Here is a 13845-nt window from a genome sequence, read left to right on the forward strand (position 1 = left end):
CAGGCTGAAATTGGTTGCAGTAGCCGCTCCTTTTGTGCAGAACGGGTCTTGCTCGTCGCGATCTGGTGATCGCAGCGGCGCGGCTTTTTTACTTGCGCCACGTGCCGGTGGTGCGTGCTTCGGGGCGGGTGAGCGACTTCCTGCGGGCCTGCATTCAACCCTTTTGCCTAGGCGATTTCCCACCGGCTCCCTGGCGCGTTCAATCAGCTTCGTATGGCTGTCGCGACGATCCTTGCCGTTTCCGAGGTCGGTCTGCGAATCTCGAATTCCTTGAACCCGGCATTTCGTAGCGCAGCAATTACGTCATCTGGGTCGCGCGGAGTAAAGATATCCGCCGGCATGTTCAGCCGGTCCATATGGACCTTGGGGAGGAAGCCCAACACGATGCGCCCGCCTGGCACCAAAACGCGCGCAAGCTCCGCTGATCCAGCTTCAAGGCTTTGCCAAAAGTATACCGTATGAACGCTTAGTGTCTTGTCGAATGTCGAATCCCGCAACGGCAGTTTTTCTACTGTACCGACGTGGAACTCGGCTCGTCCGGCGCTCACAGCATCGGCAAACCGGCGACGGGCGGTTTTTACCACGTCTTGAGAGCGATCAACACCGCAGACCAATGTTGCGCCACGGAGAAGGCGAGGCAGTGCTGTGCCGCCCCCGAACCCGACCTCTAAAACTCGATCTTCTGGCACCAACTGAAGTTGATCGAGAGCGTAGCTGTTCAGCCTTGCGTTGCCGCGATTCATTCCTGCGCGGACAAGCCAGCCGCCGATCCCCGACGGCCAAGAGAGCTGCTTAGCGATGAACCTTGGCGCCAATAGAGTCTACCCCCCGGTGACGATCATAGAACGGTTCGCCGGGGACGAGCAACCGTCGACGAGCTTCGGCAGGGCTTCGGTGCCGTGCAACGAACTGATTTAGAGGGCGCAGCAATGGCAGCTTCGATGCAGAACATTGGAAACTTACCGCCAGCCTCCAGGCATTCTCGAAGGCTTGAGGAATTGCGAGATTCTGCCGCTGAAATCCGGAAGCGACATGTCGACGTTAAAATTTCGGGACTTGAGGCTGCGAAAGAGCTCGACAATCTGGTTAAACATACTCGAGCTTCCTAGAACGGTTGCTCGATATCTAGCAACCGACCCTGCCACCGCTCACACTCCAGAACCTGCCCGCTACCAAGACCTCTCCGGTGGCGGGCCCTTTTTTGAGCCCCACAGAATTAGAACCGGTGTTGCCGTTGGCTTCTTGTGGGCTGCGGAACATCTGGCTGCGACCATGGTTCGGGAGCTGGCCGCACCACTCCCGCGGCCTTCCCAAGTGGCTTGCCCGCTGGCTTCGGTCAGCGGGCTCTTTCATGCCCGGAACATTGTCCCGTAGGGGAGGTTAACCATACGGTGGTCGATTCCCTCTGGGATGTAGCCACTCCATAAGGAGGCCCGTCGTCGGAGCGCGCGCGGCGGGCTTTCCTCATGCTGTTTCACTACGGCACGGATCCACGGCACCGAATTTGCATCCTATGCTCCGCCAAGGCCACCAACGCCCGAGCAGTCGCTTTTACTCATCTCCAGGGACGCCCGCCGCTGCCGTGAATGAGGCGGCGGGCAAATGAGGGCGGTCCGTTAACAGAAACATTAGTCATCGCTGATATCCCAATCAGGCAGTTGAGGTGACGAGCGGTCGGAAAGATACCCGGGGACATCAGCCGACGAGGCACGATGAATAAGCAGAACTACTCTGAACCGTTTGCCGAACACGCCGGGGCGACATCAGTCGATGTGGCCATTGTCGGCGCCGGACTGGCCGGCACCACCCTGGCAACGGTGTTAGGCAAAGCCGGGCGCAAGGTCGCGCTCATTGATCCGCACCGCGTACACCACGACGAGTTCCGGGCAGAGAAGACCCGCTTGGAGCAGATGCAGTTGTCGACAAGCTGGGGCTCGGCCCTGTCATAAAAACCCTGGTCACCCCGACAAACGAAATCCAGGTCTTCCGCTTCGGACAGCTCTTTGAGCGTAAGGAGAACGCCGAGTTCGGATTCTCCTACGGTCCGCTGGTGAACGGCCTGCGCGAGGCCCTGCCGCCACAGGTGCTTCTGATGGTCGGGAAGGTTGCGGAGGTCTCTACCGCGCCGGACTGGCAGCGCCTTGTGCTCACGGACGGCACCACTATCGCTGCCCGGTTGTTGGTGGTCGCTACCGGTTATAGCGAGGCGATACGGCGCGCCATCGGTGTGGAGCGCGTTGAGCTATCGAAGGCGCATTCACTGGCGATCGGGTTCGACCTTGCGGTCTCGCCCCAGCAATTCGGCCCTCGCTCGCTGACCTTCTATCCTCGGAGAGTTAGAGACCGCATTCCCTTTTTGACCGTGTTCCGAATAGGCAACCGGATGCGGGCAAACATGTTTGTCTACAGAACTGTTGCTGATCCGTGGACCCAAGCATTCCGCGCGAGTCCGCAACAAATGCTTCTCCAGTTGATGCCCGTGATTGCTGCTCATTGCGGCAACTTCGCTATCGCTAGCCCGGTCGAGCTGAGGCAGGTCAGCCTGACGGCCACGAGCGGACACCGGCGCAATGGTGTCGTCTTCATCGGCGACGCGTTCTCCACGACATGCCCGGCGCAAGGAGACGGCATCCATCGGGCGCTTACTGACGTCGATCGCCTGTGTTCGACGTACATTCCGCGCCTTGGTTGGCCACACCGGGGATGGGATCAGAAAAGATTTCTGCTTTTTACGATGACCCGATCAAGATTGCGGCGGACGAAAAGGCGATGCGTTCAAGCCTCTATGCCAAGGCGATCGCCACCGAGACGGCATTGGAATGGCGCATCCGCCGGCTGCGCAACAACACCGCTCGCAAACTGATGATCATCGGGCGCAAAACGCACCGTTTTGGACAGCGGCGGCCAGGGGCCGGTATTAGCGAGGTGACCTAAACCAGTCGGCAAGCCCCCTCGCGACCGCGCCGGCGGAGCGAGGCGTTCTGGCTTCTGGCTGGCGGCACTCGTGGTTAGCCGTTCTGCGCTTATCCTTTGCAGGCCGCTGCCACGACACATCAGCGGCATAGAATGGTTTCACCGGCTGATCCACGTCCGAGATTTTGCCGTTCGTGAGGTGCGTCTCGATCTTGCTGAGCGCCTTCCGAATGACATCGACCGCCTGCTGGTTGATGGCGAAATCGAAATTACCTTTCGCCGTCTCGAAAATCAGGACGCCGATCTTCGTTTCGTCGTCCCCCAGCATGCCCATGCCGATGCCTGTGGGCATATACGGTGGTCTATCTGCCATGGTTTCCTCTTTCAGAGATAGCGTTCGACGTCGCCTCGGTGCTCGAAACAGAACCAATGCGGCTGATGGCGATGCCGAGCAAAGCCGGACCCTCCGTGCTTCGCGCAACCCGTGTGCTCGCACAGGTGCCCTAGCACTCTGGCGCGCTCGCGCGGCACGGGCGTTATGCCGTCGGGAAGCCTGATTGGTTCGTCGCTCATCTGCGCAAAGATTCCATAAGGCCGCTGGACGGGCAAGGAATTTGTTCCTTTTCTGTTCTCATGGCGCACGACCCGATCGACACGCTGGGGAAGGCGACCCGGCACAACATGCTTGTGAACGGCGTTGACCCTCCGAAGCTGAAATTCGATTGCAACCGGTGCAAGCCCTCGGTCGAGATTACGCTCCTCGAGGTCCATCCCGACCACCTTCCCAAGAGGCTGATGATCTACAAGCCGATGAAGGTGGACGGCAAGATCACCCTGGTACACCGAAAGCTTTCGGGGATGAGCGAGCGCCTGAGGGTCCGTCTCGCGTATCATCGCGGCTGGCAGGTCGTCGACGGCAGCACCATCGTGGACACCTTTGCGACTAAGGAAGACGCGTTCTGCTGCCTGGTCGACCGCGGCGGTCGCGTACTTCTGGCGTGGCGGCGAACAATCCTAGGCGGTCAATCAAAGCCGTGTGATTTCTCAGCGGAATTCCAGACTGACAACGCCGGCCGTATTATGAAGGAATTCCAAGGGCCGTCGGCTGGCCGATGGTTCTGGTTTAGTGGCTCCTCGAGCGGGAGCGTTGAGACCAAGAATGAAGCCGTGTTCTGTGTTGAGCGCCTACACCCGCAAGGTCGCCGGGGCGGATTTGCCGCGCTAGATCCAGCCCATCGCCCAGGCACCCCACCATGACGGCGCCGGCGCGTTGGTCGACAACACGGCCGTCAAGGCCCTCGCCGCCGCGATCGAGGGCTACACCTTGGAAGCATCGCCCATCGTGTTGAAGCCGAGAAACAGCGACAGGTCGGCTACCGCATCATCGAGGTCGCCAACCGCGCAGCCGATGAGATTGCCGAGCTGCGCCGCGAGATCGGCGACTTGGCCAAGCAAGTGGCTCGGGGGAAGTGACGCCGCGCCCGTGTTCCGGTGAGACCTATCCCGACTGAGATGGTGCGGACGCGGCACCTCGCCTGAGCTTGACCCGACCGAGTAATGCCCCCATCACCCGCTCGAACCGCACCGCGCCCTCGTGGTGGCTACCATACTCTTGACGCTCGGAATATGTTCGCATGGTAAAATGCCGGTGAACGATGACCGCAACCGCCAGACGGCCGTCCGTTTATCTATGCTGGTTGATCCCAGCGCACTCCTGCACCTGCCCGCTACCAAGACCTCTCCGGTGGCGGGCCCTTTTTGGGCCCCCACCAGAACCATCAGAATATGAGCCGGTGTTCGCCGTAGGCTTATCGAGGATGCGTTGGGCCTCCTCACGGGTGAGGCCGCACTTCGATCTCGTCGCAATCGGTAGCTGTTAACAGGCTTTAGAACGTCTGTAATATTCTGCACTGCAAGACAGGGCAGAGCGATGATCCTATTTGGAGAACGGTGAGATGCGTTTTGAAGACAAGGTCGTAATCGTCACTGGGGGCAATTCCGGAATCGGACGTGGAATAGCGCGGTACTTCGCCAACGAAGGGGCCAGACTTGCTCTTGTCGGTCGTGACGGCACCAAGGGCTCGGAAGTGGAATCGGAGATCGCGTCTGCCGGGGGCAGAGCTAAGTTCTTTCAATGTGATCTGGCAAGCGAAGCGGCAGCGGCGGAAATGGTGGACAAGGTTGCTCAATGGGGCAGCCTGGACGTCGTCGTCAACAATGCCGGGGTCGGCTCCCGCAGGTCAGGCATCGAGGGTGATGAATCGCCGGGTCAGCGCTGGTCGAAGTTGCGCGGCCCCAATCTCGATTCGACCTACTTCGTCTCCTCCTACGCGCTTCCGGTGATGCGCGACTGCGGCGGTGGGTCGATCGTAAACATCTCGTCGACGGCCACACTGCACGGAAACTGGGGACTGTACGGTGTTGCGAAGGCGGGAGTGGAGGCGCTCACACGCTCGCTGGCGGTGGAAGGTGCGCTATTCGGAATTCGGGCAAATTGTGTCAGCCCCGGCTGGATAGCCACAGAGCTCGATGAAAAAGAACCTGCGTCGAGCACGAACTCCTCGGGCGAATGGGAAGTCCCGCCGGGTGTCTTCAACCGCATGGGAACCCCTAGCGAGATTGCTGCAGCGGTGGCCTTCCTCGCAAGTGATGAAGCATCCTTCATCACCGGCCAGACGCTTGTGGTCGATGGCGGATTGTCGATCCTCGATTACACGTCCTTGTCGCTGCTCAAGACGCGCGGTCCTGCGCTGTTTTCGGGAAAATTGGCAGACACGTCCAACCAGCAAGGACCAAACTAAGAAAGTTGAAACCGCCCATCACCCGTGCGGCGAAAGATGGATTGGTTTTGCCAGTCTCACGGTTGCGCTCTCCGCCACCACAGGCGCGTCGCCGCTGGCGTGACATGCGAGCCTAATGAGTTGATGGCGAGGACCCATGAACCCGGTGCTCCTGGCGCCGGCCGATTACATGCGCCGGCTTGGCCCAGACCCGCCTGCGTGAAGCCATTCAGCTCTGAACTGATGAAGATATCACCGATCGACAGCAAGGTCGGATCGCCGCGTCACAACACGCCCGACACCATCGACGAGATCGGCGTGGGGCCGAGCGATCTTTTCGATGTCTGATCAGTCGACCAATTCCAGTAAAAGATAGTTTCCTGGCACGGCATCGGCCGGCCAATCGGCGCAACACGCTTCAATCGCAGCCTTATTTGCCTGCATCCACAAGCTCGCCGCCTCATCCTCGTCTTCATCCGGCTCCATGTCATCGCGAAAACTGGCGTCGTCCCAGCCTTCCAGCGCGAACATTCCATCCGCTCCCTGTTCAGGCGATATCCCCGCCGCGGCAAAGACCGCGCTTGCTGCGTCGATGCCGCGCTGCTTCTCTTCCGGGGAAGCTCCTTTGATTTCCAGCCGAAGCCTCATGGCGCGCCTCCTGTGGCTATCTTGCCGACAGTGAACAAAATGGGAACGCTTGTGTCAAGAGACTCCTGATCAGAGAGGAATATGGTCCCTCTCCGAAAGCACTGTGCTCGGGCCTACCCCGCGGCGAGAGCTTCGCTGGAGATTTCTACGATTCCCCTCCAGGGGTGTCGTCACTGTCTACCGCGGGATCGACCTCAGACGCGGAATTCACGCGCATGGTGCAGACCAGTCCCGATTTCTGAAACTTCAGAGTGACGCGCCCTGACGTGCCGGACGCAAACACGCGCTCGAGGAGCTGCGTGCCGAAGCCCTTTCGCTCGACCGGTTCAACAGGCGGACCTCCCGTTCGCGCCATTCCAGATTGAGCCAGCGATGCTGTTTTTGCCCGAGGAGCCTCCACTGAATCGACACCGTGCCGGTCTCGTTCGACAGTGCTCCATACTTGAGCGCATTCGTCGTAAGCTCATGAAAAGCCAGAGCGGCCGAAAGAGCGACGTTCGGCGGTAGCCAGACCGACTCGCCGCTAATCTTGAAGCGGTCGATCGGCGCGTGTGAGCTGACCGATGTGGCAACCAGATCCTTGACGTCGGCGCCACTCCAGTTCTGCTGGATAAGCAGGTCGTTGGCCCGGGCCAGCGAGACGAGACGGCTGGAGAGCGTGCGTCCTGCTTCAGGCAAACTTGTGGCGTTGCGCAGTGTCTGGGAGGCAATGGACTGAACCACGGCAAGGATATTCTTCACGCGATGGTTCAGCTCGTTGGTCAACAATTTGAGCTGCTCCTCGCCGCGTTTGCGTTCTGTGATGTCGAGACTGATTTGTACGGCCCCTATGATGCGGCCACCGGGGTTGCGAATTGGACGTGCGCTGGAAAGTAGAAAGCGCTCCACACCTGACGGCAGCGTGTAGGCGAACTCTTCATGATCCGTCAGCTGCCCGCGCATGGCGCGGCTAAGAGGGCGGTCTTCGCGGCTCACTATGTGCCCGTCCTTGACGGCCACGGTCTCGATGACGAGGTCGGGTCTGCCGAAGGATTTGTGCGCGTCGGTTGGCAAGCCCATGAGTTCGGCCGCGAAGCGGTTGCGGATAACCTGAAGAGCCTTCGGATCATAGGTAAACCAGACTGCCGCCGGCGCTGTCTCCAACACCGCCTCCAACTCGTAGCGCCGTTCGGCGATCGCCCGCTCTGCATCCACCATCGCCTGGGCGATGCCAGCGAACTCCGTAACCGAGGTCGACAGGGGTTCGACGCTGCGACCATGACCCAGCGCTTCGGCCCGTGTCGCCAGTTCAGCGGTGGCCTGGGTAAATCTCTTGCCGACGAAATACCCCAGAGCAACGGAAACAACAAGCGAAAGAAGACCTATCCCGGAGATCGCGGCAAGCGAGCGCCAGAGCGGCGCCTGCGCTGCTGAAAGCGGCACGTTTGCGGTGTAGAACCAATCAGAGTGCGGAGACCTGTAGTAGCCTGCCAGCAGCGTCGCCCCTTCGAAGTTGCGGGACGTGAATGAGCCCGAGCGCCCAACTATCTTTTCCACGTATTCGGGCAATCCGGGCTTTCCGGTCCATTCGTCGTGCAACTTGGAACGGGCAACGTAATTTCCGTCGCGATCTCCCACACCCACCGTCCATCCTTCCGGGACGGCCCGCATCAAAACATCGCGGATCCGGGCAGTCGGTACAGAAAGTGCAAGAAGCAGGTCCTCCCCCTTAGGAGCGGGCACCCGAATGGCAACAGCCACGCGGTATTCGCCTGAGCTTTTGTCGGTGAAGACATCGCTGACGAAAACTCCGGAATGGTTGAGTTTCTCGCGGTCGACAGCTCCTATCGGTGCGACCGACGGCAAGGCGGCACCGTATCCGATTTCAGTGTTCATCAGCTGATTGCGGCCAAGATCACGCAGGATGATGGTCCGGTCCGTCCCGTGGACAAGATCGAGCGCCTCGCGGTGGAAGCCTTGCAGATCGCCACTGGCGAGCGCGGGGGATTTGGAAAGGCCGTCGAGGATGGTTTGGAGATTTGCCAGCTCGCCCTCTACAACAAGCGACACCTGGCGAGCCGTTTGCACGGCGTCCTGCTCAAAACGATATCGTTCCTGCAGTGCATATTGGCCTAGCAAATAGCCGGCAAACAGCCACACCGGGACAACTGCGGCGGCGATCAATCCAAGCAGATGCGATCGAACTGATCGACGAGGCAAGTCCATATCCCGTGCCGGCTCAGGAACGCTCAACCATAATCGGCGGACCAGGAACAGCAAGCGTTAGTTCAAGCGAATATAATGCTTCCGCTCGTCGCGGGAACCACAAGGATGGAAGCATCACGTGGTGCGGCATAGCGCCAGCGCTCCCCGCTCCAGCCACAGCCGTCCCCTTCGCGACCGCTGTGCGCGGTGGCGCACGCCATAAGGAGCCACGCCGCCGGCTACTGCCGTGGGCTACTCTTTGATCGCGCCGGTCATTGACGACACGTAGTGCTCGACGAAGAAGGAATAAAGGATCACCACCGGCAGCGAGCCGATCAGGGCGCCGGCCATGAGCGAACCCCATTCGTAAACGTCGGAGCGGACGAGCTCGGTCAGCACGCCCACCGGCACGGTTTTGTTCTCGGACGACTGGATGAAGGTGAGGGCGTAGATGAACTCATTCCACGACAGCGTGAAGGCGAAGATACCCGCGCTGATCAGCCCTGGCACCGACAGCGGCAGCACGATCTTGGTCAGCACTTGCCAGCGGCTGGCGCCATCGATGAGGGCGCACTCCTCCAGTTCGAAGGGAATGGAACGGAAATAGCCCATCAGCAACCAGGTGCAGAAGGGCACCAGGAAAGTCGGATAGGTCAGGATCAGGGCAAAGGGCGTGTCATAAAGCCCGAGATTGAACACCATCACCGACAGCGGAATGAACAGGATGGATGGTGGGACGAGATAGGCGAGGAACACGGCCAGCCCGACCTGGCGCGAGCCGGAAAAGCGCAGACGCTCGATCGCGTACGCAGCCAAGACTGCAGCGATCAGCGACAGCACGGTAGCGGCGACCGAAATAATCGTGGTGTTGAGTAGCCAGCCGGGGTAGGAGGTCTCGAAAAGCAGGTAGCGGATGTTCTGCAAGGTCGGGTGGACTACCCAGAACGGGCTCGATGTGTCGTAACTGGTCATTTCCGCGTTGGGTTTGATCGCGGTGATCGTCATCCAGTAGAAGGGAAAGAGCAGCACGATGACGAAAATGGCCAACGGGACATAGATCGTCACTACGCGACGCGGCATGCTTTGCAGATAGGTCATGCCACCTTCGTCGTCGCCGGCTGCATTTGCCTTGGGATCGATCAGAGCCATCTCAATCTCCGCCGCCTTGCTGCCACCTGCGTCGCTGCAGGCCGAAATAGCTGAACAGGATCGCGCCCAGCAGGAACGGGATCATCGCAACGGCGATGGCTGCGCCTTCGCCGAGCTGCCCGCCCGAAATGCCACGTTGGAAAGAAAGCGTCGCCATGAGATGTGTGGCGTTCACCGGGCCGCCGCGCGTCAGCACATAGATGAGCTGGAAATCGGTGAAGGTGAACAGCACCGAAAAGGTCATGGTGATGGCGATGATCGGCGTCAGCAGCGGCAAGGTGACATAGCGAAACAGCTGCCATCGACCGGCGCCGTCCAGCGTGGCGGCTTCGTAGAGTGATTGCGGGATCGTCTGCAGGCCGGCAAGCAGCGTTATGGCGACGAAGGGAATGCCGCGCCAGACATTAGCGGCGATCACCGAAGCGCGCGCGTTTTGCGGATCGCCAAGAAAGTTGATGTTGTGGTCGATGAGGCCCATTTGTTTGAGAGCCCAGGAGATGATCGAGAATTGCGAATCGTAGATCCACCAGAAGGCGATCGCCGACAGCACCGTCGGCACCACCCAGGGAAGAAGCACCACGGCGCGGAAAAAGGATTTGAACGGCAGGTTCTCATTCAGCAGCAACGCCAGCCAAAGGCCGAGGGCGAACTTCAGGATAGACGCGCTCACTGTGTAGAGAAGCGTGTTGAACACGGACAGCCAGAACACGCTGTCGTCCCAGAGGTATTCATAATTCTCCAGGCCGATGAAGACGCCCGGCCTGCCGATGCGGGCGTCGGTAAAGCCGAGCCAGACGCCGAGCCCCAGCGGATAGGTGAGAAAGACCAGCAGCAGCACCACTGTCGGCAGCATAAAGCCAAAGCTGAGCAGCCCACGGCTTTCGGCAATGCGCGACAAGAAGGAGGGGCGGGGCGGGGCGGCGGTTGTCACGGCCATGAAAAGGCTCCTGTGGCGGTATCGAGTGGCAAGCAGTCCTCCGACTTTCGTGGACTGCTGGCGCGCGGGCCCATTGGTCCGCGCTCTCTCCTTGTGGGCGCGTGCCTTTTGGCGGCACGTCGCGACGCCTGCTGGGGCGACCGGAAAAACAACAGGCGTCTTCCCCCCTCGAATGGAAGAAGACGTCCAGACTACACCCGGTAATACCTGTTGGCGCGCTTTTCGGCCTCTTCCATTGCCTCCTGCGGTGTCGCCCGACCAGTCACCGCCTTGGCGAACATGTCGACCAGCACGTAGTCGGCCATGGTCGCTGCGGACGCGTAGCCGAGCGGCCCTGCATAGCCGTTGTTGCGCAGCGTCGCTGACGCCTTGGCATAGGGCGCATAGTTTGGATCGGCCTTCCAGATCGGATTGTCGTCGTAGGCCTTCAAAGTCTGGCAGCAATAGCCGGAAGAGCCCTTGATCCATTCCGACATCTGCGGTTCCTCGAACATGAACTGCAGATAGGCCTTGGCCGCGTTCGGATAGGGCGTGTAATTGAAGATCACCGCCGAGGTGACTTGGTAAAGCTCTACCGCCTTGCCGATCGGACCGATCGGCAAGCTGGCCGTGCGGATGTCCTTGGCCATTTCAGCCAGCTTGGGATCCTTGTCCTTGTTGATCCGGGCTGTTTCATAGGCCGAGATACCGTTGGCGATGACCGACAGCTCGCCGGCCAGGAAGGCACGATTGTTGTTCACGTCGAGCCAGCTTTCGGTGCCAGGGATGAAGGTCTTGTAGAGGGCCTGGGCATATTTGATCGCCTTCAGCGTCTCGGGACTGTTGATCACCACCTTGCTGTTCTCGTCGACCATCTGGCCGCCATGGCTCCATAAGAGCCAGTGGGCGTAGTTGTTGCCGTCGCCGACGCCGTGGCCATGGGTGAAGCCGGCGGGGTGGCCTTTGGCTTGCAGAGCCTTGCACAATTCGAGGAAGCTGTCGGTGTCCTTCGGGAACTCGGAAAAGCCGGCCTCCTTGACCCAGCTCTCGCGGTGGACGATCGCGTTTCCTATGGTCGCCAGCGGCAGCCCGATGAACTTGCCGTCCTTGGTGGCGTAGCTCTTTGGGCCCTCGTGCCAGCCGCCATATTTCTTGCCCAGATAATCTCCGAGATCGGTCACATCGAGGAGCTTGTCGGGATATTGGAACGGATCGTCGAACCAGACGAACATCAGGTCGGGACCCGAGCCGACATTGGCGGCGACCGCCGCCTTGGGACGAATGTCCTCCCAGCTCTCCTTGTCGACGCGCACCTCGACACCGGTGGCGTCGGTGAATTTCTTCGTCTGCGCCAGCCAGGCGTTCTCATCGCCCTGGACGAATGGTGACCAGCGAAGGAGCCTGAGCTTGGCGCCCTTTTCGGGCGTGAATTTCGGCCCATCCTGGGCAAGAGCTGGCGTGCCAAGCAGCCGGCTACCGATTGCCCCGGCCGCCGCAGCACCGGCACTGGTGCGGATCACGTCTCTTCTGGTGTATCTCATGGCCATTTCCTCCTGTTTGATTGGCTGACCTCGGCATGTTCAAAGCCGGCGACCCGTATCTGCGTCAAAGAGATGGACCAGGCCTGGCTCGGCGGCGAGCCTGACAGTTTGGCCCGGCTGGAACGGGTGGCGCTCCCGAAAATTCGCGACGATCTCTTCGCCACCGGGCGCGCGGCCGATGATCTGCAACTCCGACCCGGTCGGTTCGATGACGGAGATGGTGACGGGAAAGCCTTGGTCGCAGAGGCGCAGATGCTCTGGCCGGATGCCAAGCACTACTGGACCTCCACTCAGGCCTTTCGGCGTCCGCGGCAAGTGTACGGCGACGCCGCCGCTGCCTTCAAAGCCACTGGCACCAATGCGCCCTGTCAGCATGTTCATGGCTGGAGAGCCGATGAACATCGCGACGAAAAGATTGTCCGGGCGGTCATAAAGATCGAGCGGGCGCCCGATCTGCTCCACATTGCCGTCATGCATGACGACGATCTTGTCGGCCATCGTCATCGCCTCGATCTGGTCGTGAGTGACATAGACAGTCGTGGTCTTCAGGCGCTGGTGGAGTTCCTTGATCTCAGCGCGCATCTGTACGCGCAGCTTGGCATCGAGATTGGAGAGGGGCTCGTCAAACAAGAACACCTGCGGGTCGCGAACGATCGCCCGGCCCATCGCCACGCGCTGCCGCTGCCCGCCCGAAAGCTGCCGGGGATAGCGCGACAGAAGCGGCGTGAGGTTGAGAATTTCCGCGGCACGTGCAACCTTGGCATCGCTCTCCTGCTTCGAGGCACGCTTCAACATCAGGGAGAACGCCATATTCTCTCGCACCGTCATATGTGGATAGAGCGCGTAGTTCTGGAACACCATGGCAATGTCGCGCTCCTTGGGGGCGACCGCGTTGACAACGCGCCCACCAATGGCGATCTCGCCGCGCGTGATGCCCTCTAGCCCCGCGATCATGCGCAACAGCGTCGACTTCCCACAGCCCGACGGGCCGACGAGCGTGACGAACTCGCCATCTTCTATGTCGATGCCGACGCCATGGAGAATCTCGGCGGCGCCGAAGGACTTATAGACATCGCGGATCGCAACGGACGCCATCGATTACCTCCCGGCGATGAGACGCCTGCAGGAAGACGTCCACTTACATACGCAGCCTCTGGTCTTGCCGCGCCCCTCCATCTGAAGTGGTAGCGCTACCAGCAGTGCGTGTAAAGCACGGCCAGATCTCCCCCGGACTGAGTGATCTAGATCGGGTTTCCAATATTTCGAGAGGCACTCGGTCGGCCGCTCGGGACAGCGCAGGATTCCATCGGACATCGCGGTCTCACCTTGTGCACTCCGATTCTCCAAGTATCGCGGAACGAGGCGGCGGCTAGGGGCGGCACCCTCAAAGCAATCGAATGGCCGCTGATGGTCGGCGACAAGTTGGTTCGGCCGGCGAGACTCCTAACGAGGGCGCTCGCGGTCGACTGCAGAGCCCGGTCGTCCTCATCCATGCCGCCCGTCGCGCCTCTCGTGATCGCCTTCGCCGCATTGGTCCGCATCGCCGCCGCTGTCCGGAGATGCCCGCCGGAGCGCTCGCGCGGTGGAATCGGGGCCGTCCAGCCTGATGCAAATTCTCGAGCCTTTCTCCAGCCGAACCAGTGGCAATGTGATTGTTTTCCAGCCCCCGAGCGCGGGACCGTTCCCTGTCGACGCGCGCGCTGTCGACGCCGGT

13 protein-coding genes and 1 pseudogene are annotated in these 13845 nt (G+C 60.5%); 5 read left to right on the forward strand and 9 right to left on the reverse strand.

Annotation, left to right across the window (positions count from 1 at the left end):
* Positions 1-203 precede the first annotated feature (203 nt).
* A complete protein-coding gene (locus tag LB554_RS15780; RefSeq protein ID WP_140792150.1) occupies positions 204-743 on the reverse strand; it encodes a class I SAM-dependent methyltransferase in 540 nt (179 codons plus the stop codon).
* Between the two features lie 969 nt (positions 744-1712).
* On the opposite strand from LB554_RS15780, the gene LB554_RS15785 reads away from it, so the two are divergent.
* The 3 genes and pseudogenes from LB554_RS15785 to LB554_RS15790 all read left to right on the forward strand — a co-directional run bounded on the left by LB554_RS15785 (position 1713) and on the right by LB554_RS15790 (position 2934).
* Positions 1713-1949 (forward strand): FAD-dependent monooxygenase, encoded by a 237-nt coding sequence (locus tag LB554_RS15785; RefSeq protein ID WP_224528343.1) that lies wholly within the window; start codon positions 1713-1715, stop codon positions 1947-1949.
* A gap of 143 nt (positions 1950-2092) precedes the next feature.
* Positions 2093-2611 (forward strand): annotated as a pseudogene (locus LB554_RS29600) (FAD-dependent monooxygenase); the annotation flags it as partial.
* Between the two features lie 92 nt (positions 2612-2703).
* Positions 2704-2934, forward strand: a complete 231-nt coding sequence (locus LB554_RS15790; protein WP_224585483.1) for a hypothetical protein — start codon at positions 2704-2706, stop codon at positions 2932-2934.
* On the opposite strand, the gene LB554_RS15795 is transcribed toward LB554_RS15790, so the two are convergent.
* Complete coding sequence (locus tag LB554_RS15795; RefSeq protein ID WP_224585485.1) at positions 2918-3286, reverse strand: hypothetical protein; 369 nt, start codon at positions 3284-3286, stop codon at positions 2918-2920. The two genes, LB554_RS15790 and LB554_RS15795, sit on opposite strands and share 17 nt — an antisense overlap.
* Before the next feature lie 260 nt (positions 3287-3546).
* On the opposite strand from LB554_RS15795, the gene LB554_RS15800 reads away from it, so the two are divergent.
* A complete protein-coding gene (locus tag LB554_RS15800; RefSeq protein WP_224585645.1) occupies positions 3547-4170 on the forward strand; it encodes a hypothetical protein in 624 nt (207 codons plus the stop codon).
* Between the two features lie 60 nt (positions 4171-4230).
* Here LB554_RS15800 and LB554_RS15805 read toward each other — a convergent pair whose 3' ends face one another.
* The gene (locus tag LB554_RS15805) at positions 4231-4368 is read right to left on the reverse strand and encodes a hypothetical protein (RefSeq protein ID WP_181763202.1); all 138 of its coding nucleotides are present in this window, start codon (positions 4366-4368) and stop codon (positions 4231-4233) included.
* Between the two features lie 500 nt (positions 4369-4868).
* Here LB554_RS15805 and LB554_RS15810 point away from each other — a divergent pair, with 500 nt between their 5' ends.
* On the forward strand, positions 4869-5714 hold the full coding sequence (locus LB554_RS15810; RefSeq protein WP_141907413.1) for an SDR family NAD(P)-dependent oxidoreductase: 846 nt from the start codon (positions 4869-4871) through the stop codon (positions 5712-5714).
* Between the two features lie 327 nt (positions 5715-6041).
* On the opposite strand, the gene LB554_RS15815 is transcribed toward LB554_RS15810, so the two are convergent.
* The 6 genes from LB554_RS15815 to LB554_RS15840 form a co-directional block, all read right to left on the reverse strand.
* Positions 6042-6341 carry a hypothetical protein gene (locus LB554_RS15815; RefSeq protein WP_140792156.1) on the reverse strand — a complete coding sequence of 100 codons (300 nt, stop codon included), beginning with the start codon at positions 6339-6341 and terminating at the stop codon, positions 6042-6044.
* A 246-nt stretch (positions 6342-6587) separates the two neighbouring features.
* On the reverse strand, positions 6588-8600 hold the full coding sequence (locus LB554_RS15820) for a sensor histidine kinase (protein ID WP_224585487.1): 2013 nt from the start codon (positions 8598-8600) through the stop codon (positions 6588-6590).
* A 177-nt stretch (positions 8601-8777) separates the two neighbouring features.
* A complete protein-coding gene (locus tag LB554_RS15825; RefSeq protein ID WP_224585489.1) occupies positions 8778-9674 on the reverse strand; it encodes a carbohydrate ABC transporter permease in 897 nt (298 codons plus the stop codon).
* A 1-nt stretch (position 9675) separates the two neighbouring features.
* A complete protein-coding gene (locus LB554_RS15830; protein ID WP_411908769.1) occupies positions 9676-10527 on the reverse strand; it encodes a carbohydrate ABC transporter permease in 852 nt (283 codons plus the stop codon).
* Positions 10528-10802: 275 nt separating this feature from the next.
* A complete protein-coding gene (locus LB554_RS15835; protein WP_224585491.1) occupies positions 10803-12131 on the reverse strand; it encodes an ABC transporter substrate-binding protein in 1329 nt (442 codons plus the stop codon).
* Between the two features lie 39 nt (positions 12132-12170).
* Entirely contained in the window at positions 12171-13226 is a 1056-nt protein-coding gene (locus tag LB554_RS15840) for an ABC transporter ATP-binding protein (protein ID WP_140792162.1), read from the reverse strand.
* Positions 13227-13845: the final 619 nt, after the last annotated feature.

This window comes from Mesorhizobium sp. CO1-1-11, assembly GCF_020164995.1.
GTDB lineage: Bacteria > Pseudomonadota > Alphaproteobacteria > Rhizobiales > Rhizobiaceae > Mesorhizobium > Mesorhizobium australicum.